Genomic DNA, 24,263 nt, shown 5'->3' with positions numbered 1-24,263 from the left:
AAATCGATCACCGGACAAAAGGCTTTAATCCTTAAGTCAACCGGAATAAAATTCTATATTTGCATTCGTTTGAAAAGAAGAGAAAGAATTTAATACAGCTACAGCCTACTATTGGTAGATATCAGCAACATACCCAAAAAATAATCATACCGGGCTGTAAAAACTAAAATAAAAAAGAATGGATAATTATTCATTAACCAACCTTCGCGAACTGGAGGCAGAAGCCATCCACATCATCCGCGAGGTGGCAGCCGAGTTCGAAAATCCAGTTATGCTTTATTCCATCGGGAAAGACTCGTCGGTGATGGTTCGCCTGGCCGAAAAAGCATTTTATCCCGGTAAAGTTCCGTTTCCGTTGATGCACATCGACTCGAAATGGAAATTCCAGGAAATGATCGATTTCCGCGACACTTATGCGAAAGAAAAAGGCTGGGACTTGATCGTACATTACAACAAAGAAGGTTTTGAAAGTGGCGTAGGTCCTTTTACTCACGGAAGTAAAGTTCACACCGATATTATGAAAACACAGGCCCTGCTTGGTGGTCTGAATAAATACAAATTTGATGCTGCATTTGGCGGTGCCCGTCGTGATGAGGAAAAATCGCGTGCAAAAGAGCGTATTTTCTCGTTTCGCGATAAATTCCATCAGTGGGACCCAAAAAACCAGCGTCCTGAGCTTTGGAATATCTACAACAGCCGTGTACAAAAAGGTGAATCAATTCGAGTGTTCCCTATCTCGAACTGGACTGAGCTCGACATTTGGCAGTACATCCGTTTAGAAAATATCCCGATCGTTCCGCTGTATTACGCCAAAGAACGTCCGGTGGTTGAAATGGATGGCACCCTTGTTATGGTAGACGACGAACGTATGCCAAAAGAATTGCGCGACAAAGCAGAAATGCGCATGGTACGTTTCCGTACGCTGGGTTGTTACCCGCTTACCGGTGCTATTGAATCGGAAGCTGATACCATCGAGAAAATTGTTGAAGAAATGATGACCGTTACCGTTTCGGAGCGTACAACACGTGTTATCGACTTCGATCAGGAAGCAAGTATGGAACAGAAAAAAAGAGAAGGGTATTTCTAGTAAGGTTCAATATTCATTGTCATTTCGAGTGAGGAACGAACGAGAAATCTCACACATTGAAACAGATTTCTCCTCCTACGTCGTCGAAATGACAGCTTAATTAAAGCAAAGTAATGACAACAAAAAAACTTAATATACAAGAGTTTCTGGATCAAGACCAGAAAAAAGACCTTTTACGCTTGCTGACTGCAGGATCGGTTGACGATGGCAAATCAACGCTGATCGGACGCCTGATGGCTGACAGTAAAATGCTTTATGAAGATCAGCTTGAAGCTTTGCACCGCGACAGTAAACGTATTGGCCATGCCGGCGAAGAAATCGACTACGCCTTGTTGCTCGATGGTTTGAAAGCCGAACGCGAGCAGGGAATTACTATTGATGTGGCTTATCGCTACTTCTCAACTGCAAAGCGTAAATTTATCATCGCGGATACTCCGGGGCACGAGCAATACACCCGTAACATGATTACCGGTGGATCGACTGCCAACCTGGCCATTATCTTGATTGACGCACGTCATGGAGTAATCACCCAGACCAAACGCCACACTTATTTGGCCAACCTTTTGGGAATTAAACACGTTGTGGTAGCCATTAATAAAATGGACCTGGCCGATTACAAACAGGAGCGTTTTGAGGAAATCAAAGCTGACTATAAAGCTTTTGTTACCCAGCTTGATGTGCCGGATGTAAACTTCATTCCACTGTCGGCTTTAAAAGGCGACAACGTAGTGGAAAAAGGCGACAACATGGATTGGTACCATGGTCCTTGTCTGCTGGAGTTTTTGGAGAACGTTCATGTAAGCTCTGACCGTAACTTCGACGACCTGCGTTTCCCGGTTCAGTATGTGTTGCGCCCCGATATTAAATTCCGTGGATTCTCAACTTCTGTAGCGTCAGGAATAATTAAAAAAGGCGACGAAGTAATGGTGCTGCCTTCGATGAAAAAATCGAAAGTAGAGAAAATCGTGACTTACGAAGGGGAACTGGATTACGCATTCCCGCCACAATCGGTAACGGTTACGCTGGAGGACGAAATTGACATTTCGCGTGGCGATATGTTGGTGCATCCTGATAACCTGCCACGTGTTGAGCGTCAATTTGAGGCGATGTTGGTTTGGATGGATGAGACTGACATGAACCTTTCTACCCAGTTTTACATCAAACATGCCAACAATAATACAAAGGCTCGTCTTGACGAGATAAAATACAAAGTGGATGTAAACACGCTTGAAAAATCGAACATCGAAAAATTCAAGCTGAACGAAATTGGCCGCGTGGTGATTACCACTACCAAACCACTTTTCTTCGACCCGTATAAAAAGAATCATCAAACCGGTTCATTTATTCTTATCGATCCGGTAACACATAACACCGTAGCGGTGGGTATGATTATCGATAAGCTTGGCAGCAATAGCCTTCCATCGCGCATTACCGATGTTGACAAGGAAAAAATTGCCAAAGGTGAAGCGTTGATCAAACCGGAAGAATACATTCAGAAGTACAACCAGAAAGGTGAAACCATCTGGATTACCGGCCTGCACGGTTCAGGTAAAAATGAATTGGCATTTAGTCTGGAGAAAAAATTATTCGACAACGGAGCAACAGTGGTGTTGATCGACGGAAGTTCTGTACGCTCAGGATTGAGCCGCGAGCTTGACTACTCTCCTGCCGACCGTGCCGAAAATCTGCGCCGTGTAGCACATATTTGTAAAATATTGAACGATCAGGGAATTATCACCATTGCTTCCTATATCTCACGTAACGAATCGTTGCGCGATCAGGTAGCAGAAATTATTGGTAAAGATCGTTTCCATATGTTCTACATGGATGCCGATTTGGAGTATTGCAAAAACAATAAACCGGAATTGTACAAATTGGTGGAAGAAGGCAAAACAAGTGGTCTGCCGGGTGTTGATCTGGAATATGAAGCACCAACAAATGCAAAACTGGTTTTCAACCCGGAGAAAAACGAGGAAAACCTGGATGCTATTTTGGATTACTTAGCAATGAACAAAGTATTTCCTAACCACTAGGAATATTTAGAATGAAAGTTTTAGTAACAGGCACAGCGGGTTTCATTGGATTCCATCTTGCAAACAAATTATTGGAGCAAGGAGTAGAAGTTGTGGGTATCGACAATATCAACGACTACTATTCTACCGAGCTGAAATATGCCCGTTTGGCCGAAGCAGGTATTTCTAATGAGGCCGAGCACTGGCATAAAAAAGTTGTCAGTACAAAAAATCCGGCGTATTCGTTTGTTCGAATGAACCTGGAAGACCGTGAGCAGATCGATCAACTTTTCGAAACCGAGAAGTTCGATATGGTTTGCAACCTGGCTGCACAAGCCGGTGTGCGTTATAGTATCGAAAATCCACGAGCTTATATCGATAGCAACATTGTTGGGTTCATCAATATACTTGAAGCTTGCCGACATAATAACATTCAGCATTTGGTTTACGCCAGTTCGTCGAGTGTGTATGGCAACAGTGCAAAAATGCCGCTGTCGGTTGACGACACGGTGGATAACCCGGTGAGTTTATATGCGGCTACCAAAAAGAGCAACGAGTTGATGGCGCATACCTACAGTCATTTGTTTGGTATCCCAACTACAGGATTGCGCTTTTTCACGGTTTACGGACCATGGGGACGACCTGATATGGCCTATTTCTCGTTCACGAAAAACATCCTGGCAGGAGATGCCATTAAGATATTTAACCATGGCGACCTGTACCGCGATTTTACCTATATCGACGATATTGTTGAGGGAATTATCAAGATTCTGAACGGACCGCCATCAAGTGAATCAGGAGCTCCTTACAAGGTACATAACATTGGAAATTCAAGCCCGGTTAAACTGATGGAGTTTATCGAAACCATTGAAAAAGCTCTTGGACAGGAAGCCGTTAAGGAATACCACGACATGCAACCCGGCGACGTTTACAAAACCTACGCCGATGTAAGTGCGCTGGAAAAAGATTTTGGCTACTCGCCCGATACGCCTCTGGCAGAAGGAATTGGCGAATTTGTAAAATGGTACAAAAAGTTTTATCAATAGTTGGAGTTTAATTTCAACGTATAATTAAAGATCAGATTCATGTTCTGAAAAAGAGCAGAATCGGATCTTTTGTTTTTAGCCTCGTTAACAAGCAATAACACTTCATTAACAGAATTACAATTCAGTATTTCTAACTTTATGAGATAACTTAAAATTCTATTTCATGAAAACGTTTACTCTACTGCTGTTTTGTTGTACAATTCTTCTTTTCAATCCACCACAGGTGGATGCCTCAAATCTTCAGAAAAAAGAAGTTCCTGAAGTTGAAGAACTCAATAATGCACCCAATCTATTTAAAAGCGACAACATGTTTTTTAGTGGTCAGCCCAACCTAGAAACTTTTGAATGGCTAAAAGATCAGGGTGTTGACTTGGTTATCAATCTGCGCACAGAAGGTGAAAACGAAGATTTTGCCGAAGAAGCATTTAACGAAGAAGAAATGGTTGCCAAATTGAAAATGAAATACGTTTCGCTGCCGGTTTCAGGATATGATGGCTATACGCCTGAAAACCTGGAGAAATTTGCCGAGGTCATGAATGGCAAATACAAAAAGGTACTAATTCACTGTGGAAGTGCCGGCCGGGTAACCAATTTTATGATGGCTTACATGGTTGAATACAAAGGTTACAAACTGGCTGATGCCATTGCATTTGGCGAGCAGATAAAATTCTCGTTTCCATTAGAGAATTTGCTAAAAGAAGAGATTGACTGGCAATTAAAATAAGCAAAAAAAAATCAGCGGGTGACTACTTGTTTTAACTTGTAGTCACCCGCTGATTATAATATCCCGATGAACTTCGTTATCGGGATTAATTCAACTAACAAAATCCAGTTCTCCGTCAATTGACGGATCCTGAATTTTGAGTTTCATTTAAAAAGGCAAGCCTGTAAGCCGGGTCCTGTAACCGTCAAAAGACGGTCCTTTATCATTTATCTAGTCCCGACATCACTGCCGGGATCCTGCAGCCTACCCCTCCAAAGTCTCTTGTGCGTTGAGAGCAAAACGGGCCGTTTCGCTGTACCGCAACAGCGGCAAACACTTTGGATATACATGGCTTTGCAACCCGTGAGACGTACGGCTGGTGATGTTGCCACCTCCACCGGTGCGCTTTTACCGCACCTTTTCACCCGTTCCCTGCCGTGGACACGCCACAACAAGGTGGTTATTTTCTGTTACGTTGCTATCCCCTTTCAAAGATCTTCTCGCTAAGAAGCACGGTGCCCTGCGTTGCCCGGACTTTCCTCTCTCCCGATAAATCAGAACAGCGATAAAGCGGCTTGCCGGTGCAAAAGTAGTAAAAGGATTAAGGATAATTGATAAAGGATGAATAAAAAGGATGAATTGAAAGGGTTAAGGATTAATTGAATTTACGTTGATGCAATTTTTTACGTGATGAAACAAAAATAGCAACTAGTTCTGAAGCTTCCCTTTCAAGGACATTTCTTTGTTCGGAATCGATGAGCTTCAAATTCTTAATTAACTCAAGCCAGAATTGCGATTCATCTGCTTCTTCAATTACAATGCTAATTTTCGAAACAAATGCAGCTGTTGATTGTGCCAACTTCGCAGCTCTGTAATTTGCTGCTACCGACGATGAGCTTCTTATTAACTGTCCTTGAATATGTTTTCCCAAATAGGTATTTGGCAGGGTTTCTGCCAAACGAATACAATTGATACAAAAGCTTTTAGTCCTTCGTTTGAGGTCTTTTTCTTTGTTCATGATTAAAGTTTATTGGTGATAACATTCACAAATTACATAATCTCCCCAATAAACCCTAATCATTAATCTTTCATCTTTCGAATTTATCCTTCGAATTTATCCTTGATCAATCATCCTTTCCGTAGGATTACCATTGTAGCGCCGTAGCCGTATTCCTTAAACGACGCGTCCTGGAAATAATATTTTTTGAATTTGCGTTTCAGTAGGTTGGTTACTTCCTGTTTTAGAACGCCCTGCCCTACACCGTGAATGAATACAATTCGTTTCGTGTGATTTTTAATAGCCAGATTCATTTCGGATTCAACAGTGTCCATTTGAATCTCCAACATTTCACGGTTACTCAAACCTTCCGATTCGTCGAGCAACTCGGTAATGTGCAAATCGATCACCACTTCCTCGGCATTGCGCTTGCGTTCCTTTCGTTTTGGTGCTTCAACAGTTTCTTTGGCTTTAACTACCTTTTTGAAATCATCCTGCGTCAGTTTATCCAACTCAGTCTGAAAGGTATCAGAAGTAATCTTCAGCACCAATGCATTCCTTTTGAAATATGAATTCTCGCGGAAAGTAGATTCTTTGTAAAACTTCACCGGATTTACTCTGAACTTCTTCACCATCGGCAGGTTCCACTCACTTTCAGTTTCACGGAAATAAATCAGCTGAAATCCAAAATCAGGTAAATCGCTCAAATCCTCCTGAACCAAGGCATCGATTTTCTCCCTCGAATTGGAACGAACCGTGCCTTGTTTTACAGCCTCAACACCATCAGTTTTTATATACGAGTAATTGAATAGCACCGTGTAGTTACTATCGTTTACCAGGTATAGCTCAATCTCTCCCGACAGCGGATTTTTGGGATTTGTTGGAACAAAACAGAAATAAAATTCTGCTGCATTTTTGCCGTTTATGATTTCACCTTTCGGCTCAATGTATTCAGGTTCGGGCTGCACTTCTGCCGGCGTTTCATGTTGTGTCGAAGTACCGCTCCTCACATTCAGCTCAGGCGCACTTACATTCACTAGCTCTTTAATCAGACAAGGCACTTCAAAACCATCGTCGCCTTCAACATTTACCGTATTCTTATTTACAAAACCAGTTACAACACCACCACCAACATCGTTTAAAAACTTAACCTTATCTCCTACTTTTATCATGACTTTCCTATTTCCTGCAAAAGTACAACTTCTTTCAGTGATAGCCTCACTCAGGGTGAGGCTATCACTAAGCAAACAATAAATTCTTACTTTTGCAGTCCTAAAAGACAATTGTTTTGAACAGATACAAAGACATAAAGATTAGCGATTACACGTACAATCTGCCCGACGAGCGAATTGCCAAATACCCGCTTACTGAGCGCGATAAATCAAAATTATTGATCAGACAGAACGGTACAATAAAACAAGATATTTTTGAGAACTGTGCCAATTACCTGCCGGAAGATGCACAGCTGGTTTTTAACAATACCCGCGTAATTCATGCCCGTTTATTTTTTTACAAGGAAACAGGTGCCAAAATTGAGATCTTTTGTCTGGAGCCCGTTGAACCGGCCGATTACCAGGTAGCTTTTCAGGAAACCGAAGAAGTAACCTGGAAGTGTATGGTGGGCAATTCAAAAAAATGGAAAGAAGTTTTTTTGAGTCAGACATTTAAAATTGACGGAAAAACCATTGAACTGACCGCTGCGAAAATCGGACAAGAAGGAAACTCTTTTCATATTCGTTTTGTGTGGAATGGCGGCGTCCATTTCTCAGAAATTATTGAGCACATTGGCCAATTACCAATTCCGCCGTACTTAAACCGCGACACCGAAGAAAGCGACGAGGAAAGCTACCAAACAGTTTATGCAAAAATCGATGGTTCGGTGGCGGCACCAACAGCCGGTTTGCATTTTACCGATCCGGTAATTGCGCAACTGGAAGATAAAAACATTACAACCAATGAGATTACTCTGCACGTGGGAGCCGGAACTTTTCAGCCCGTAAAATCGGAAACGATTGAAGGACACACCATGCACCACGAACAGGTGATCATTCCGATAGATATTTTACGTTCGTTCGTGGAAAATCCCAAAAACATTATTGCAGTGGGAACCACTTCGGTGCGCTCACTAGAAAGTTTGTATTGGATTGGTTTGCAACTGGAAGAAAAACGTTTCGATCCGTTTCATCCCGAGGTAAAACAATGGGAACCCTACGAAAACGAAGCAAATATTTCTATTGAAAAGTCATTGCAGAATATCATTTATTTCCTGGTTGAAAATAACGAAAAAGCCATTCGTTTTTCAACGCAAATCATCATTTTGCCGGGCTACGATTTTAAACTGATCAGGGGCATGTTCACCAATTTTCACCAGCCACAAAGTACGCTGCTGCTGTTAATCAGCGCATTTTTGGGCAATAAATGGAAAGAAGTTTATGACTATGCTTTGACCAACGATTTCCGCTTTTTAAGCTACGGCGACAGCAATCTATACCTAAAATAAAATGCCATCGAAGTTGAAGCTTACAATAACATTTTTTAAGACCAAATATTTGCACAAAAGCTAAGTTTAACCATATTTGTGGCCACTATGCAGAGAGATAAAATCGACAGCTTTTCCTCCTTCATTTCTGAGTCAGTAAAAAATTATGCGAGCAATGAAGCACTGGGCTTTATTGATGGCGACTACCTGACGTATGCAGAAATGGGTAGAAAGATTTCTGCTGTTCAGGCATTTTTGGAAAAGCTGGGTATTGGCGAGGGCGACAAAGTGATTATCTACAGCCAGAATATGCCCAATTGGGGCGTTGTTTATTTTGCCTTGCAATGCTCCGGAATTGTTGCTGTTCCTGTTCTTCCCGATTTTAGTCCAGCCGAATTGGAGAATGTGATCAAACATTCCGAGTCGAAAGTCCTATTTATCTCTTCAAGCCTTCAGTATAAAATAAAAGAGGTTGACACATCTACACTTGATATTATCGTAAAGATTGAAGATTTCAATCTTTTAAAAGCTGAAGATACATCGGTGGTTTTTGATGAAAAAGCGAGCAGCAACAAAGCCTATCAACCAAAAGAAAATGAACTGGCGGTTTTGATTTACACTTCCGGAACAACCGGAAACTCAAAAGGCGTAATGCTATCGCAAAAAAATATTTTAGCAAATGTTGTACAGTCGGCAGCTGTTCAGGAGATTCGTGAAGAGTTCAAGTTTCTTTCGGTTCTGCCGTTATCGCACACCTACGAAAACACCATCGGATTTTTGCTGGCCATGTACAAAGGAGCCAGTGTAACTTATTTGCACAAACCGCCAACCGCAAGTGTTTTGCTTCCGGCTTTAAAGAAGTTGCGGCCGCACATTATGCTTACTGTTCCAATGATCATCGAAAAAGTATACAAAAGCAGCATTTTGCCCGGCATTAACAAAAAAGCGGTTACACGTTTAATGCACCGGTTCAAACCAACACGAAAGTTGATTCACCGATTGGCAGGAAAAAAACTGATGGAAACTTTTGGTGGCCGTCTTGAATTTTTCGGTATCGGCGGCGCCAAACTTGATGGTAAAGTGGAACGTTTTCTGCGCGATGCCAAATTTCCTTATGCCATTGGTTACGGCTTAACCGAAACATCTCCGCTTGTGGCGGGATCGAATCCAACAACAACGCGTTTTAGAGCCATTGGCCCAAAAGTGATCAACAGCGAAATAAAAATTCATGATCAGAACCCGGCAACCGGCGAAGGTGAAATCTGGACAAAAGGGCCGAATGTAATGTTGGGCTACTACAAAAATCCGGAAGAAACAAAACGTGTATTAACCGAAGATGGCTGGTTTAAAACCGGCGATCTTGGCGTTTTTGATAAAGACGGCTGGTTAAGCCACAAAGGCCGGTTGAAAAATATGATCGTTGGTGCCAACGGCGAAAATATCTACCCCGAAGAAATCGAATCTATCATCAATAATTTCAGACATGTGGTAGAATCGGTTGTAATTCAGAAAAAAGGAAAACTGGTGGCGCTGGTTCATTTTAATCGAGAAGAGCTAGAGCAAAAAGTTAAAGAAATGCGTTCTGAATTCGGAGATAAAATGGAGGAAATCTCTCATCATGTTGACGAAAAAATTGAAGAGTTAAGCGCGGAGTTGAAAGATTATATTAATTCAAGGGTTAACAAATTTTCCAAAGTTCAGGATTTTATTTCGCACCCTACTCCTTTTATAAAAACGGCCACTCAAAAGATTAAGCGCTACTTGTATCATTAAATTTGACATTTTCCAAGCGTTGTAATAAGTTCAACCCCTTCCGGGGCTGAGGTTATATTGAGTTATGTTTTCCGTGCGTTTCACACACGGTTATTTACGTTTAGTCCTTTCAGGACTTTTCATGGTAACTTGCAAACTGCCCAGCAGATAAGCTATAGAGACAAGTTTACTACATCTAAAATCATATACAAATATCCAGAAAGGACTACCTGTAAACTGTTGACTCGTAAATTCTACTAAGTGGAAACTTCCTTCCGCTTTGCGGATAGCAGCAGCGATTATTTCCACCCACCCAAATTCAAAAATAATGTCCTGAAAGGACTAAATATGAATAACCACCGGTAAAACCGGTGGAAATTTACAGGATAACAATCACAGCCCCGAAGGGGTTGAACACCGTTCATTACTTCAAAAAGTATCGTTCATCAATACGAATATTGTGTTCTTCCAAAAGCCGTCGGTACTCCGCTTCAAAAGTTTCTGTTTTGTGGTGTTCTTGTTGATTTTTAATGTAGTTAATAAGTTTGTCCTTGTCCCAATGCGCATAAGTAAGCGCGGCATAACCATCCGCCCAACCTTTGAAATCAGGGAAATGGGCCGATTTTTTCAGAAAGATTGATGAAGCAGTTTTAATGTCTCTGACATAGTCAGCTAAAGCGATGTTGGGATGAAGATCGGTTAAAATGTGAATATGATCCTCCACTCCATTAATCCTGTACAAATGGCAATTTTTGTTTTTTATTATTCCCCAGATGTACTTAAACAGCATCTCTAGATGTTCGGTTTTTAATGTTTTTTGACTGTGTTTCGTGCGAAAAATAATGTGATAGGTGATTTGGCGATAACTGGACATGATTAAAAAGTTTAAAATTCAATTAGTTAACATCTACTAATTTACGATAATTGAACGTATTATTCTTGTCTTTTCAGGATATTGTTCAACCCTTTCAGGGCTGAATTCACCTGTGTTGTTTTTGCCATGTGTTTCACACATGGTTATTCACGTTTTGTCCCTTCAGGACAATACAATGTGTTATCAATTCACGAAAAATTCATCTCATATTCTAATTTAGAATCAACCCAAAGCAATAAAATTTTACATTCGTAGGTTCAATTAAAAAATTCAAAAAACCTATGACTGATTATTTCAAGCAATACCCTAATAAAGAGGGATTCTATAAGGAATATGGTGGTTCGTTTATTCCACCCGATTTGCAAACAGAAATGGATAAAATTACCGATGCCTACCACAGCATTAGCAAATCGCACAATTTTATTTCTGAACTTCGCAGCATTCGCAAACACTTTCAGGGACGCCCGACTCCGGTTTATTACTGCCAGAATTTGTCGGCAAAATACGGCGGTCGTATTTACCTGAAACGCGAAGATCTGAACCACTCAGGAGCGCACAAACTCAACCACTGTATGGGCGAGGCATTATTGGCAAAACACCTGGGTAAAAAGAAACTGATTGCTGAAACCGGCGCCGGACAACACGGTGTGGCGTTGGCAACTGCAGCGGCATATTTTGGTTTAGAGTGCGAAATCCACATGGGAGAAGTTGACATTGCCAAAGAGCACCCGAATGTGGTTCGTATGAAAATTTTGGGAGCTGAAGTCGTTCCAGTTTCTCACGGATTAAAAACACTTAAAGAAGCTGTTGATTCGGCTTTCGAAGCGTACCTGAAAGACCCGATAAACACAATCTACTGTATTGGTTCGGTGGTTGGACCTCACCCGTTTCCGATGATGGTTCGCGATTTCCAGCGTGTTGTTGGAATTGAAGCACAAGAGCAATTTTTCGAAATGACCGGTGAAAATCCGGATCACGTTGTGGCCTGTGTTGGTGGTGGAAGTAACGCTATGGGAATGTTCTCGGGCTTCCTCGATATTGAAGAAACCGAACTGCACGGTGTTGAGCCGGGTGGCGTTGGAACAAAACTGGGCGAACACGCCAGCACCATAACTTACGGGAAACCTGGCGTTATCCACGGTTTTAAATGCTACACGCTGCAAGACGAAAAAGGCGAACCTGCACCGGTGTACTCGGTAGCCAGCGGATTGGATTATCCGGGAGTTGGACCGGAGCACAGTATGCTTAAAGATATGGGCAAAGTAAACTACGGAGTTGCCGACGATGCTGAAACGATTGATGCTTTTTACGAGCTAAGTCGTTTGGAAGGAATTATTCCGGCTTTGGAAAGTGCGCACGCTGTTGCCTACAGTTTAAAACTGGCGAAAGAAAATCAGCAACAATCGATTCTGATCAACCTAAGTGGTCGTGGCGACAAAGACATCGACTTCGTGGTTGAAAAATATGGTTTACCTGAATAAGCGTAATTCTCATAAATATTTTGAAAAGTCCGGGTTTTCCGGACTTTTTTTATGCCAAAAATCATAAATAGTGGCCGGCACGTTAACTTAAGACTAACTACACGATTACTTGTTGATCGCTTAACACCCGGTATCAATTATTTGTATACGTTTGCACCGCCTTTGAAAAAAGGGCAAAAATTGAAAACAAATTTAGGCAATGATTACAGTATCGAATTTAAGAATACAATTTGGGAAACGCATACTATTTCAGGACGTTAACATGAAGTTTACGGCCGGAAACTGCTATGGCGTTATCGGAGCAAACGGAGCAGGAAAATCAACATTTTTAAAAGCAATCTCAGGGCAGATCGATGCAACTGCAGGGCACATCTCTCTTGAACCGGGTGAGCGTCTTTCGGTTTTAAGTCAGGACCACTTTGCTTTTGATGAGTTCTCTGTTCTTGACACTGTAATGAAAGGCCACTCGGAGCTTTGGGATCTGATGAAAGAAAAAGATGCTCTTTACATGAAACCTGATTTTTCGGAAGCCGACGGAATTTTAGCCGGCGAACTGGAAGAAAAATTTGGCGACATGGGCGGTTGGAATGCCGAAAGCGATGCAGCTACTTTATTGAGTAACCTGGGTATTAAAGAGGAATACCACTACACCTTGATGAAAGACATGAGCGGTAACCAAAAGGTGCGTGTTCTGCTGGCACAGGCTTTATTCGGAAATCCTGATAACCTGCTGCTCGATGAGCCTACCAACGACCTTGACCTTGAAACCGTTGTTTGGCTAGAGAATTACCTTGCCAATTACGAAAACACTGTTTTGGTTGTTTCGCACGACCGTCACTTCCTGGATGCTATTTCTACCCACACAATAGATATCGATTACGGCGATATTAAAATGTTTGCCGGAAACTACAGTTTCTGGTACCAGAGTAGCCAGCTGGCACTGCGTCAGCAGCAGGCTCAAAACAAAAAAGCCGAAGAGAAGAAGAAAGAACTGCAGGAGTTTATTTCGCGTTTTAGTGCCAACGTGGCTAAATCGAAACAAACTACCAGCCGTAAGAAGATGCTGGAGAAATTGAATGTTGAGGATATCCAGCCATCAACACGTAAATATCCGGGAATTATTTTTACTCCTGAGCGTGAAGCCGGCGACCGTATTCTGGATGTGGAAAACCTTAGCGCCAGCATTGAAGGAACCACACTTTTTAAAGACGTGGAATTCTCGACACAAAAGGGTGAAAAAATTGTTTTCCTGTCGCGCGACCACCGTGCAATGACAGCCTTCTTCGAAATCATTAACGGAAAGCGTGAAGCAGATTCAGGAACTTACCAGTGGGGGCAAACCATTACCTCAGCTTACCTGCCGTTAGACAACTCGGAGTTTTTCGATAGCGACATGACTTTGTTCGACTGGTTATGCCAGTTCACTACCGACACTACAGAAATCTACATTCGTGGTTATTTGGGCCGTATGTTGTTTGCCGGCGAAGAGATTTACAAAAAGGTAAAAGTGCTTTCGGGAGGAGAAAAGATGCGATGTATGATTGCCAAAATGCAGTTGCTCGATGCCAACGCGCTTATTCTCGACACACCAACCAACCACCTCGATCTGGAATCGATTCAGGCCTTTAACAACAACCTGATAAAATATCCGGGCAACGTGTTTATGTCGTCGCATGACCACGAGTTTATTTCATCGGTTTGTAACCGTATTATTGAGTTAACTCCAAACGGTATTATCGACAAATTGATGCCGTACGACGAATATATCGAAGATGATAAAATTCATGCACTGCGCGAAAAACTTTACGCACAGTAAAGTTGTTTATCACAGAAACTACCTATAAAACTTACCTGGCTTGTGCAAAGCATTAATTAAAAAATTAGCACATGAATAACCAGCAACGAAGCAATATAAAAGTTGGCTTAAACGTAGCCGTTGTAAAAAAAGAACACCAGCGATCGGGTGAATTAACCTGTGGTATCGTTAAAAGAATATTGACCAATTCAACCATCCACCCACACGGAATAAAAGTAATGCTCGAAAGCGGAGAAGTAGGGCGTGTACAGAAAATTTTGCAGGAGGTTTAAAGGACTGAAGGATTGAGGGGCTGAATGCTCCAATGATTTAATGCTTAAGTGCTTTAATTCTCCTTCGTGAAACTTTGTGTCTTCTTTGTGCAACTTTGTGGTTAACTTTTCAAATTGCAATACTGCTGAATTGTTAAATTGATAAATTGTTAGCTGCCTACTGAGACTGAAAACTGGCACAGATCTCTCCTCGCGAACTCGTCGAGATGACAGATACTTTTGCTCCCGACGCTGCACTCAAATTACTACTTTTGCCTTTTTACTTTTAACTTTTACCTTGATTTTCATTCTACTTCACGGCTGCCGTAAAAACGGTCGAGAATGGAGCCGTCATTGGCTTCTTTTGACAGCGACTCTATCGTGTTTTTCGGAACATTGTAAACGTCGAGCACAATCAGTCCATCGAGGCAATTATTAAACTTCGGATCCACATTAAATCCAATAATTTCAGCATTGAGTTTAATGTACTTTTTCAGCAACACCGGAAGTCCCGAATTCTGTTCATCCAAATCGCCAATGGTTTTATCGAGCCGGTTAATATCGTGCTCCATATTTTCCATCAGCAGGTTCAAATCCACATTATCGCTTTTAAATTTGTAGCTATTGCGCGGTTTTATATGCTGAGCCATTCGCCAGTTCAAATGGTTCTTCATAATAAACTTAATGATCAGGTCTTTCGACACTTTCGAATAATTATTACTGATACTCACCGGCCCAATCAGGTAGCGGTATTCCGGGTTTTTCAGCAGGAAATACAAAATGCCTTTCCAAAGCAAAAACAGTGGCATAGGTTTGCGCTGATATTCTTTAATTACAAACGAGCGCCCCAGCTCGATGCTTTCCTTTAAAACCGGCTTAAAACTCTCCGAGATGCGGAACAGCGAATGAAGGTAAAATCCTCGCCGGCCCAACTGTTCCATAATATCCTTGCCTTTTCCCAAACGATACGCACCAACAATCCGATCCTCATCTTCATCCCAAATAAACATCTGGTTGTAGTACAGGTCATACTCATCGATGTCTATGCTGCGGTTGGTGCCCTCGCCAACTTCGCGGAAAGTAATTTCACGCAAACGACCTATCTCGTTCAGAATATTCGGGATCTTTGCCGAAGGAGCGCAATACGCCGTGAAATTTTTCAGTTGAAATAGCGTATACTTCGATTGTATGAGCTGAATTTCTTTCTTGATCTTCTCCAGCGGAACCGGATCAATAATTTCATCGGGTTTTACATTGGGTTTCAATGCATAATTAAAAAAGCGCCGCACTTCAATGTCCGACTCCATACTATACGTTTTAGCACGTAGAAAACGCCCTAACTGGTACACATCTTTATACGTATCCTGCTCGTCAACTTTTATCGGGCTTCCAATTCGCAACTTTATTTTTTTATGCTTTTTCCGCAAAATCTCCGAGGGCAAACGCGCACTTTTTAACGACGGATGGATCTTTGCCACCAAGTGCAATAACCGACTGTTGGTGCCCTGAAAAAGGACAGGAACAACGGGAACACGCGCCATTTTTATAAAGTTCACTACCGGAAACTGCCAAACTTTGTCGCTTACACTACCATAAGGATCTTTGGTGTGCACATCGATTGCCGGAAACAGACAGAGAACTCCCCCCGCCTTCAGGTGTTCAAATGCTTCTTTCAATCCGTAATAATTTCCCTGCTCCGAATCATCAAAAGGGTTATCTTCCATAAAATACTCCGAAACTGCATCAATCTTTTTCAGCAGATAATTGGCCAGCACTTTAACATCCTTGCGCACCAGCGACAGGTATTTTATCAGCAACAATCCATCGAAACCGCCAAGCGGATGGTTCGCAACAATTATAAGCGGTCCTTCTTTTGGTATCTTTTTTAGCTGATCTTCATCAAATTCAATGTCGAATTCCAGCATTTTTATTAGCTCGTCGATAAACTCCACACCCTGTTTATCTACAATCTGTCGATAAATTTTATCGAGCTTTTTAAAACGAAGAATAAACATGAGGAACTTGGCGAAATAATCACCGTTGGCGAGTGCCGGGTTTTGGTCTTTGAACAAATCGTTTGGCTCTGGTAATTCCATTTAATGCGATTAAGTTTGTTCTATTACAAAAATAAAAGGTTTTTTGAATTAACATCGTTAACTAAATAATACTATGTAATTATTTTAGAGTTGCGCTTTTGAGCTAAAACCGGCAATTTTACTACCGTGAAATATTTTTTAATCATATTTGAACTTTCTTTGTTATAAGGGTATAAATCTATTTAATGACAGAAAACAAACTACATATTACAGACTGGCTCCCTACGTCGAAGAAAGAGGTGAAACAAATGGGTTGGGAGGAGCTGGACGTAATTTTATTTACCGGCGACGCTTATATCGACCATCCATCGTTTGGTGCAGCCGTTATTGGCCGGGTACTGGAAGCCGAAGGATTGCGCGTAGCCATTGTTCCGCAACCCAACTGGACCGATGATTTGCGCGACTTTAAAAAGCTGGGGAAACCAAACCTGTTTTTTGCTGTAACTGCAGGAAACATGGACTCGATGGTGAATCATTACACAGCCGGAAAACGTAAACGATCGGATGATGCATACACGCCCGGCGGACAAATTGGGAAACGCCCCGATTACGCCACCATTACCTACTCGAAAATATTAAAAGAATTATATCCGGATGTGCCGCTGGTACTCGGAGGAATTGAAGCCTCGTTGCGCCGTTTAACGCATTACGACTACTGGTCGGATCGGTTAATGCCCTCGATTTTGGCCGATACGAAAGCCGACTTGTTGTTTTATGGTATGGGCGAAAAATCGATTGTTGATTTTGCGCGCCTCGTAAAACGCGGCATTCCCATCGAAACACTGACTACCATTCCACAAACTGTTTTTATGGTTGATGGCGACGAAGCTTACGCCACCAAAAAGAACTGGGATGAGTTGGAGCTGGCATCGCACGATACCTGTTTGCAGGAAAAGAAAGAGTTTGCCCGCAATTTTATGCACATCGAAGAGGAATCGAACAAGATGGAGGCCAAAAAGTTGGTGCAGCGAATTGGCGATAAAAAGGTTGTGGTAAATCCGCCGTGGCCAACTTTTAAGGAAAAAGAGATCGACCGCATTTACGATTTGCCCTACACTCGGTTGCCACATCCGCGCTACAATAATAAAGGTGCGATTCCGGCTTACGACATGATCCGGCACTCCATAAATATCCACCGCGGATGTTTTGGAGGCTGTACATTTTGTACCATTTCGGCACACCAGGGAAAATTTATTGCCAGCCGTTCAGAAAAATCTGTTCTTCGCGAAGTGGAGAAAGTAACTGAAATGCCTGATTTTAAAGGATACATTTCCGATTTGGGTGGCCCATCGGCCAACATGTACAAAATGAAAGGTATTCACGAGGAAATTTGCAGAAAATGTAAACGGCCGTCGTGTATTTTCCCATCGGTTTGTAAAAACCTGGATGTTAGCCACAAAGGCATGCTCGATTTGTATAGGAAAGTTCGCAGCAATCCAAAAATAAAAAAGGCTTTTATCGGTAGTGGAATCCGATATGATATGATATTGGAGAAAACCAATGATAAAGAGGTTAACGAAACCAACCGGGAGTATTTGCGTGAAGTTATAAAACACCACGTATCGGGAAGGTTGAAAGTGGCTCCGGAACACTCATCGGACGAGGTGCTGAAATTTATGCGGAAACCGTCGTTTAAATTATTTGAGGAACTGAACGAGGAGTTTATAAAAATCAATAAGGAAGAAAAGCTTAATCAGCAGCTGATTCCGTATTTTATTTCGAGTCACCCGGGAAGTAAATCGGAAGATATGGCCAACCTTGCAATCCAGACCAAAGACATGAATTTCAGGTTGGAACAGGTGCAGGATTTTACGCCCACACCAATGACGTTGGCCACTGTGGTTTATTATTCGGGATATCATCCGTACACCATGGAGCAAATTTATACGGCCCGAAATAAAAACGCCAAAGAACAACAACGCCAGTTCTTTTTCTGGTATAAAAAGGAATTTCGGAATAAAATTATTCGCGACTTAAAAGCAAAAGGGCGCGAAGATTTGGTGAAACAGCTTTTCAATAAAAAACAAAATAACGACGCTAAATGAAGATAATTAGAATGTTAACGCTGGCAGTAGCAATTGTACTATCGGGCTGCGCCGAAGTGATGCAAATTGCCCAGCAAACCCTTGATGGAGAAACGCCCCTAACTCAATCGGAAATAGTTGCAGGATTAAAAGAGGCATTGGTTACAGGCACCAACAACTCGGTGAGTATTTTAGGTGCGCAGGACGGTTATTACAAAGACGAACTGGTGAAAATTATGCTTCCACCCGAGGCCAATATTATTGTTGAAAATGCCGGAAAAGTGCCGGGAGGTGAAAAACTACTCGAAGATGTGTTACTTCACATCAACCGCGCCGCCGAAGATGCCGCAAAAGAAGCTGCACCCATTTTTGTAAATAGCATAAAAAGCATGACATTTAACGATGCCATGGTAATTTTAAAAGGCAACGACAATGCAGCAACTTCCTATTTGCATAAAACCACTTACGATCAGCTTTTTCAGCTTTACCGACCAAAAATTAAGGCGTCGGTGGAGAAAGAATTAGTTGGTGGCGTATCGACCAAAGAAAGCTGGGACACATTGATAGGTAAATGGAACCAGGTTGCCGGTTCTTTTATCGGACAAACAGCAGGTCTGGAAGAAGTTGACACACAATTGGAAGACTACCTCACAGCCAAAGCACTTGATGGCGTATTTATTAAAATTGCAGCGGAAGAGAAACTGATCCGGGAAGATCCGGCAGCACGTGTAACAAGTTTGCTAAAAAAGGTATTTGGCTCGGTTGACAGTTAAACGACAAGATCATTATAAAACCAAAGATAACGCAGCCCCGGAATTAATTTTCGGGGCTTTATTTTTTAAATAACCTCCCCTGCCACGTATCACGCTCTTTCAAGCGTTTTTCCACTTTGGCTACAAATTCAAAATTCTTTAATCCCCATTTTGGTGCGATCAGCATTTCGGGTGGTGCCTGGCTGATAAAACGTTCAACGATGATCTCAGGGTTTAAAAGCTCAAGGTAATCGATAACCAGATCAATATATTCGTCGGCAGTGTATAGATCGAAATTTTCAGGATGCTGCTGAAACTGTTTTTCCAGCAGTGTTTTTTTATGAATTTGTAACTGATGCAACTTCAAATTCTTTACCGGCAGTTTCGAAATCGTTTTGGCCTGATCGAGCAGTTCATCGCGTGTTTCGCCCGGTAAACCAAGAATCATGTGTGCACAATTGTTGATTCCTCGTTTTGCAGTTTCTTCAATTGCCCATTCCGCTTCAGCAAACGAATGGCCACGATTAATGCTTTCCAAAGTTCTGTCGAGGTGCGACTCCACTCCCAGCTCCACCCTTACATAAACTTTTTGGCTGAGTTCCGCCAGATAATCCAGCAACTCAGGATAGATACAATCGGGACGTGTTGAAATAACCAGTCCAACCACTTTTGGGTGTTCCAGCGCTTCTTCGTACAAACGCTTTAAATCTTCAATAGGAGCATAAGTATTTGTATACGCCTGAAAGTAGGCTAAAAACCGCATCGACTTGTATTTCTTCGCAAAAAAAGCAATGCCCTTTTCTACCTGGCTGGTCACACTATTCTCCAGGTTGCAGTAGGTGGGTTTAAACGTTTTGTTGTTGCAATAAGCACATCCGCCGGTACCTTTTGTCCCGTCGCGGTTCGGGCAGGTAAAACCGGCATCGATCGACACCTTTTGCACCCGCTCCGAAAAAAGCGTTCTAAAATAAGTCGGAAAATCGTTGTATCTCCTGTCGTGTCCCCAGCTGTATGTTCCGTTTTGCATCCTTTTTATTTGAGATTGCAAAAGTACGTAAATTTGTGAATCCGAATTTTCTGCATAAAACTTATCAACAACTCTTGAAAACTTTCCGCGAATATCAACGGTTTTGCTTTTCAAATACAGCTTCAATTCTCTATTTTTAAGGAAAAATCAGGCAGATATGTTCTCGGAGAAAGATAAGCAGCAAATTCAACAGCGCGGCAGCAAACTGGAGACCGTGCTAATTCAAATCGAAAATTTTAAAAAAGGCTTCCCCTACCTACCCATTCAAGATGCGGCATCGGTGGGAAAAGGTATTATTCGTTTAAGCCCCGAAGATTTAAAGAAAAGGGGCGAACGTTATGATGCAAAAATTGCAGCGGGAACAAAAGCCTTAAAATTTGTACCGGCATCGGGTGCTGCAAGCCGCATGTTTAAGGCATTGTTTCAGGCCTTGGAGGACTTCCAGAATCAGCCGCACGAAGATGTGCTTGCCGCCAACAGAGATGCTGCACAATATGTTACAGAACTCGACAAATTTGCTTTTGCTGAAGAGCTAAAAAAAGCCGTTGCTGATAATGGAGAACAACTCTCGGCAACCAATAAACTCGATTATCTTTTAAACGAAAAGGGGCTGAATTACGGCGCCAAACCAAAAGGGCTGCTGAAATTTCATTCGTACGAAGATGGAGCAAGAACTCCCTTTGAGGAGCACCTTGTAGAAGGTGCAAAATACGCAGCTGACAAAGACAACAAAGCCAGTTTGCACTTTACGGTTTCGCCAGAACACCAACCGGGTTTTGAAGCTCTACTGGCAGAAATAAAAGAGAAATACGAAAAACAGTTGGGGGTTGAATTCGACATTACTTTTAGTCAGCAAAAACCATCAACCGACACCATCGCTGTGGATTTGGAAAACGAACCATTCCGAAATGCTGATGGCAGTTTGTTGTTCCGTCCTGGTGGACACGGTGCGTTAATCGAGAACCTGAACGACCTGGATGCAGATATCATTTTCATAAAAAACATCGACAATGTTGTTCCCGATCGTTTGAAACAGCCTACCATCGACTTTAAGAAAGGCTTAGCTGGTGTTCTATTAAAACATCAGGAAAAGTTATTTAATTATCAAAAAGAATTAAACGAGAAATTTTATACCGCGCTTAACAGTAACTTTTTGGCCGAAGCCGCAAACTTTTTGGAGTTTACGCTAAATACCAAACCGGCCAAAAATCATTATTACACGGAGCGCGAAGAACTTTATCAATACCTGAAAGAAAAATACAATCGACCATTGCGTGTGTGCGGAATGGTGAAAAATGAAGGCGAACCCGGTGGCGGGCCATTCTGGGCAATGAATGCCGACGGAACCATTTCGTTGCAGGTTGTTGAAAGTTCGCAGATTGATCCGGAAAGTGTGCAACAACAGGATATTGTTCAGCACGCCACACACTTTAACCCGGTTGATCTGGTTTGTGCAGTAAAAAATTACAAAGGAGAAAAATACGATCTTACTCAATTTACCGACCCGGCAACCGGCTTTATTTCGCAAAAATCGAAAGACGGAAAAGAGCTGAAAGCACAGGAATTGCCGGGCTTGTGGAACGGAGCTATGAGCAACTGGAACACCCTTTTTGTTGAGGTACCGATTGAAACTTTCAACCCGGTAAAAACGGTGAACGACCTGTTGCGCGATCAACACTTGTAAGATTGTTTTTGAGATTCGGGCCGAATTATTAATTTCGCGAACTTATTTTACGATGAACGAGGAAAGAGATAATTTCAGGGAAGAAGATATTAGTGAGGCACTTAAGCGTTTTAAGAGCTCTTTGGTATCAGGACGCACAAAGTATTTCGATGTGTCGGAATTTGAAGGAATTGTAGAGCAATTAATGGAAGAAGGCGATTTGCAATCTTCTGAAATTGCGGCTAAACAAGGCATTCAGATCCATCCGAATGCGGTTCCTCTTCATTTAAAATATGCACAAATTCTGCTGAGCAAAGGCAAATACGACCAGGCTCAGAAATACCTCGATTTTGCTGAAAGAGTTGAAAATACCAATCCCGATGTCCACCTGTTAAGAGGTTCGGCATCGTTGATTATGGGTAACGAAGACCTGGCAAAAGCATCATTCAAAAAAGCGATTAAAGTTGGAAACGGAGAAACCGACGATATTTTATACCACGTTGGATCGGCATTTATTCAAATTGGCGAAATAAGTGAAGCGATCTCGTATTTCAAAAAAGCCTTAAAACTGAATCCGAAACACGAGTTGGCATTGTACGATCTGGCATTCTTTACCGACCAGATTGGCGATTACAAGCACAGCATAAAATACTACAATCGTTTTATTGATAACGATGTGTACAATTACACCGCTTGGTTTAACCTGGGAATTGTATACAACAAGGCCGATATGCACGACAAAGCAATCGAGGCTTACGAATACACGCTGGCGATAAACGAGAATTTCCATATGGCCCTGTTCAATATCGGAAATGCACTGGCCAATTCAGGACGTTTTAAAGAGGCCATTGATAAATACCGGGAGTTTCTGGAATTTGATCCGGATAATGATGATGCTTACTGCTACATTGGCGAGTGTTATCTGAATCTGGATGACCAGTTATTATCGGAGCATAATTACCAAAAAGCAATTTCTATAAATCCGGATAATGATACCGCACATTTTGGAGTTGGCCTTATTATGTGGATTGCCAAAAAGTACGACAGAAGTGTCGACTACATCAAGAAAGCCATAAAAATCGACAAGCAAAACTCAGAATACTGGCTGACTTTAGGCAAGGTACAAAACGATGCTGATGATTTGGATGAAGCGATAAAAGCCTTTAAACAAGGCGCACGAGTTGATGCTGAAAATACCGAAATTTGGTTGACCTGGGCAGAAACTTTAATGAAGCACGGGGAAACAAAAGGTGCCATCCGAATTCTGAAAAAGGCCATCGATAATAACGACGATTCGATGTTAAAATACCGTTTGGTGGCCATATTGCTTGGAGCCCGGAAACGTAAAGAAGCCTACGAATGGTTGCGATCGGCAATGTTGCAGGATTTTGAGAACATCAATTACCTGTTCGATATTTACCCGAGAGCATTAAAAAGCAAACAGCTTAAAAAAGTTGTTGACGATTTCCGCCGTGGCGATAAATAGCAAATTGAAGTTCTATTATAATCCAGCCTTTACACCAATTTCCTTTCCAACCTTTATATCTAATTTATTCTGAGACAATGCTCTTTATTCTGAACAAAAGGCAACCCCTGACTCAACATATTATTAAACATGCCACATCCCCGACCTAACACAATACGCTGTTTTTCAACCCATTAGTTTCAATAAAAATAAAAACGACAAGTCTAAATATAATTATGATTTGTTTTTAAAAAAAGAAGGCAATATTTTTGATTGTCACCAAATAACAAAACAACTCTTTTACATTAAAGAACTCCAGCAATCAAATACATTAAGATGAAATCATTACCTCAAATCGGAAAAAACAAATTTATTGGATAAGCCTCCCCGGGAGCTTGGTCCACTCGTTACTTTGTTCCCGGCCCGGGGAGGCAGGCAGTTTTGATAAACCGCCCGTGCAAAACTACCATCCGGGACGCACTTTTGCAAATTGGCAGCTGTGAAAGTGGGGTAAAATACTGAAGTACATTTAATTATGAAATTTTTAGTAAAGAAAATTCTAATCGTATGTGCATTTGTTTTCGGAATTGCTTTTGTTAGCCATGCAACGACTTGTTTAACCGTAAGAATTCATTGTGGAGATGGAACAGGAACAAATGGTACGGTTTGTGGCGACGATTATGACGATGCAATAGAAGAGGCAATGGATATGTTTGAAGCCGTTTGTGACTAAATAAT

19 protein-coding genes and 1 other RNA gene are annotated in these 24,263 nt (G+C 41.8%); 14 read left to right on the top strand and 6 right to left on the bottom strand.

Annotated features, from left to right (window positions below):
* Positions 1–178: 178 nt before the first annotated feature.
* From cysD to QZ576_RS14730, 4 genes are all read left to right on the top strand, one after another.
* The gene (gene cysD / locus QZ576_RS14745; RefSeq protein ID WP_297098496.1) at positions 179–1,087 is read left to right on the top strand and encodes a sulfate adenylyltransferase subunit CysD; all 909 of its coding nucleotides are present in this window, start codon (positions 179–181) and stop codon (positions 1,085–1,087) included.
* 113 nt (positions 1,088–1,200) lie between these two features.
* Entirely contained in the window at positions 1,201–3,120 is a 1,920-nt protein-coding gene (cysN, locus tag QZ576_RS14740) for a sulfate adenylyltransferase subunit CysN (RefSeq protein ID WP_297098495.1), read from the top strand.
* A gap of 11 nt (positions 3,121–3,131) precedes the next feature.
* The gene (locus QZ576_RS14735) at positions 3,132–4,145 is read left to right on the top strand and encodes an NAD-dependent epimerase (RefSeq protein ID WP_297098493.1); all 1,014 of its coding nucleotides are present in this window, start codon (positions 3,132–3,134) and stop codon (positions 4,143–4,145) included.
* 163 nt (positions 4,146–4,308) lie between these two features.
* Positions 4,309–4,869 (top strand): sulfur transferase domain-containing protein, encoded by a 561-nt coding sequence (locus QZ576_RS14730; protein WP_297098490.1) that lies wholly within the window; start codon positions 4,309–4,311, stop codon positions 4,867–4,869.
* A 148-nt stretch (positions 4,870–5,017) separates the two neighbouring features.
* On the opposite strand, the gene rnpB is transcribed toward QZ576_RS14730, so the two are convergent.
* The 3 genes from rnpB to QZ576_RS14715 all read right to left on the bottom strand — a co-directional run bounded on the left by rnpB (position 5,018) and on the right by QZ576_RS14715 (position 7,017).
* Positions 5,018–5,430, bottom strand: an RNA gene (gene rnpB / locus QZ576_RS14725) — RNase P RNA component class A.
* Between the two features lie 73 nt (positions 5,431–5,503).
* Positions 5,504–5,866, bottom strand: coding sequence for a four helix bundle protein (locus QZ576_RS14720; protein ID WP_297098488.1), 363 nt, complete (start codon positions 5,864–5,866; stop codon positions 5,504–5,506).
* A 110-nt stretch (positions 5,867–5,976) separates the two neighbouring features.
* A complete protein-coding gene (locus QZ576_RS14715; RefSeq protein WP_297098486.1) occupies positions 5,977–7,017 on the bottom strand; it encodes a DUF2027 domain-containing protein in 1,041 nt (346 codons plus the stop codon).
* A 116-nt stretch (positions 7,018–7,133) separates the two neighbouring features.
* Between QZ576_RS14715 and QZ576_RS14710 the strand changes: the two genes are divergently transcribed.
* Both QZ576_RS14710 and QZ576_RS14705 read left to right on the top strand, forming a co-directional pair.
* Positions 7,134–8,345, top strand: a complete 1,212-nt coding sequence (locus tag QZ576_RS14710; protein ID WP_297098483.1) for an S-adenosylmethionine:tRNA ribosyltransferase-isomerase — start codon at positions 7,134–7,136, stop codon at positions 8,343–8,345.
* Between the two features lie 87 nt (positions 8,346–8,432).
* Complete coding sequence (locus QZ576_RS14705) at positions 8,433–10,097, top strand: AMP-binding protein (protein ID WP_297098481.1); 1,665 nt, start codon at positions 8,433–8,435, stop codon at positions 10,095–10,097.
* 403 nt (positions 10,098–10,500) lie between these two features.
* Here the strand turns inward: QZ576_RS14705 and tnpA are convergent, their stop codons facing one another.
* Positions 10,501–10,950, bottom strand: coding sequence for an IS200/IS605 family transposase (gene tnpA, locus QZ576_RS14700; RefSeq protein WP_297098479.1), 450 nt, complete (start codon positions 10,948–10,950; stop codon positions 10,501–10,503).
* 281 nt (positions 10,951–11,231) lie between these two features.
* Between tnpA and trpB the strand changes: the two genes are divergently transcribed.
* The 3 genes from trpB to QZ576_RS14685 all read left to right on the top strand — a co-directional run bounded on the left by trpB (position 11,232) and on the right by QZ576_RS14685 (position 14,519).
* On the top strand, positions 11,232–12,431 hold the full coding sequence (gene trpB, locus QZ576_RS14695) for a tryptophan synthase subunit beta (protein WP_297098478.1): 1,200 nt from the start codon (positions 11,232–11,234) through the stop codon (positions 12,429–12,431).
* 199 nt (positions 12,432–12,630) lie between these two features.
* Entirely contained in the window at positions 12,631–14,247 is a 1,617-nt protein-coding gene (locus tag QZ576_RS14690; RefSeq protein WP_297098476.1) for an ABC-F family ATP-binding cassette domain-containing protein, read from the top strand.
* Positions 14,248–14,318: 71 nt separating this feature from the next.
* Entirely contained in the window at positions 14,319–14,519 is a 201-nt protein-coding gene (locus QZ576_RS14685; protein ID WP_297098474.1) for a YwbE family protein, read from the top strand.
* Between the two features lie 284 nt (positions 14,520–14,803).
* Here QZ576_RS14685 and QZ576_RS14680 read toward each other — a convergent pair whose 3' ends face one another.
* Positions 14,804–16,594, bottom strand: coding sequence for a GNAT family N-acyltransferase (locus QZ576_RS14680; protein WP_297098472.1), 1,791 nt, complete (start codon positions 16,592–16,594; stop codon positions 14,804–14,806).
* A 185-nt stretch (positions 16,595–16,779) separates the two neighbouring features.
* On the opposite strand from QZ576_RS14680, the gene QZ576_RS14675 reads away from it, so the two are divergent.
* On the top strand, positions 16,780–18,639 hold the full coding sequence (locus QZ576_RS14675) for a YgiQ family radical SAM protein (RefSeq protein WP_297098469.1): 1,860 nt from the start codon (positions 16,780–16,782) through the stop codon (positions 18,637–18,639).
* On the top strand, positions 18,636–19,391 hold the full coding sequence (locus tag QZ576_RS14670; RefSeq protein WP_297098467.1) for a DUF4197 domain-containing protein: 756 nt from the start codon (positions 18,636–18,638) through the stop codon (positions 19,389–19,391). The genes QZ576_RS14675 and QZ576_RS14670 overlap by 4 nt, the downstream gene beginning before the upstream one ends.
* A gap of 58 nt (positions 19,392–19,449) precedes the next feature.
* On the opposite strand, the gene QZ576_RS14665 is transcribed toward QZ576_RS14670, so the two are convergent.
* Positions 19,450–20,523, bottom strand: coding sequence for a TIGR01212 family radical SAM protein (locus tag QZ576_RS14665; RefSeq protein WP_297098465.1), 1,074 nt, complete (start codon positions 20,521–20,523; stop codon positions 19,450–19,452).
* Between the two features lie 31 nt (positions 20,524–20,554).
* On the opposite strand from QZ576_RS14665, the gene QZ576_RS14660 reads away from it, so the two are divergent.
* The 3 genes from QZ576_RS14660 (at position 20,555) to QZ576_RS14650 (ending at position 24,258) form a co-directional block, all read left to right on the top strand.
* Positions 20,555–22,081: a DUF4301 family protein gene (locus tag QZ576_RS14660; protein ID WP_297098463.1), complete on the top strand. Its 1,527-nt coding sequence runs from the start codon at positions 20,555–20,557 to the stop codon at positions 22,079–22,081.
* Between the two features lie 52 nt (positions 22,082–22,133).
* A complete protein-coding gene (locus QZ576_RS14655; protein ID WP_297098461.1) occupies positions 22,134–23,546 on the top strand; it encodes a tetratricopeptide repeat protein in 1,413 nt (470 codons plus the stop codon).
* Between the two features lie 514 nt (positions 23,547–24,060).
* A complete protein-coding gene (locus tag QZ576_RS14650) occupies positions 24,061–24,258 on the top strand; it encodes a hypothetical protein (RefSeq protein WP_297098459.1) in 198 nt (65 codons plus the stop codon).
* The last annotated feature ends 5 nt before the right edge of the window (positions 24,259–24,263 follow it).

The organism is uncultured Draconibacterium sp. (genome assembly GCF_913060805.1).
Lineage (GTDB): Bacteria > Bacteroidota > Bacteroidia > Bacteroidales > Prolixibacteraceae > Draconibacterium.
The sequence above is the reverse complement of the archived record's forward strand: the minus strand, read 5'-3'. Positions and strand labels throughout refer to the sequence as shown.

Coding starts and splice junctions, on each gene's coding strand:
- cysD (WP_297098496.1), top strand. CDS start 179: ATGGATAATTATTCATTAACCAACCTTCGCGAACTGGAGGCAGAAGCC.
- cysN (WP_297098495.1), top strand. CDS start 1,201: ATGACAACAAAAAAACTTAATATACAAGAGTTTCTGGATCAAGACCAG.
- QZ576_RS14735 (WP_297098493.1), top strand. CDS start 3,132: ATGAAAGTTTTAGTAACAGGCACAGCGGGTTTCATTGGATTCCATCTT.
- QZ576_RS14730 (WP_297098490.1), top strand. CDS start 4,309: ATGAAAACGTTTACTCTACTGCTGTTTTGTTGTACAATTCTTCTTTTC.
- QZ576_RS14720 (WP_297098488.1), bottom strand. CDS start 5,866: ATGAACAAAGAAAAAGACCTCAAACGAAGGACTAAAAGCTTTTGTATC.
- QZ576_RS14715 (WP_297098486.1), bottom strand. CDS start 7,017: ATGATAAAAGTAGGAGATAAGGTTAAGTTTTTAAACGATGTTGGTGGT.
- QZ576_RS14705 (WP_297098481.1), top strand. CDS start 8,433: ATGCAGAGAGATAAAATCGACAGCTTTTCCTCCTTCATTTCTGAGTCA.
- tnpA (WP_297098479.1), bottom strand. CDS start 10,950: ATGTCCAGTTATCGCCAAATCACCTATCACATTATTTTTCGCACGAAA.
- trpB (WP_297098478.1), top strand. CDS start 11,232: ATGACTGATTATTTCAAGCAATACCCTAATAAAGAGGGATTCTATAAG.
- QZ576_RS14690 (WP_297098476.1), top strand. CDS start 12,631: ATGATTACAGTATCGAATTTAAGAATACAATTTGGGAAACGCATACTA.
- QZ576_RS14685 (WP_297098474.1), top strand. CDS start 14,319: ATGAATAACCAGCAACGAAGCAATATAAAAGTTGGCTTAAACGTAGCC.
- QZ576_RS14680 (WP_297098472.1), bottom strand. CDS start 16,594: ATGGAATTACCAGAGCCAAACGATTTGTTCAAAGACCAAAACCCGGCA.
- QZ576_RS14675 (WP_297098469.1), top strand. CDS start 16,780: ATGACAGAAAACAAACTACATATTACAGACTGGCTCCCTACGTCGAAG.
- QZ576_RS14670 (WP_297098467.1), top strand. CDS start 18,636: ATGAAGATAATTAGAATGTTAACGCTGGCAGTAGCAATTGTACTATCG.
- QZ576_RS14660 (WP_297098463.1), top strand. CDS start 20,555: ATGTTCTCGGAGAAAGATAAGCAGCAAATTCAACAGCGCGGCAGCAAA.
- QZ576_RS14655 (WP_297098461.1), top strand. CDS start 22,134: ATGAACGAGGAAAGAGATAATTTCAGGGAAGAAGATATTAGTGAGGCA.
- QZ576_RS14650 (WP_297098459.1), top strand. CDS start 24,061: ATGAAATTTTTAGTAAAGAAAATTCTAATCGTATGTGCATTTGTTTTC.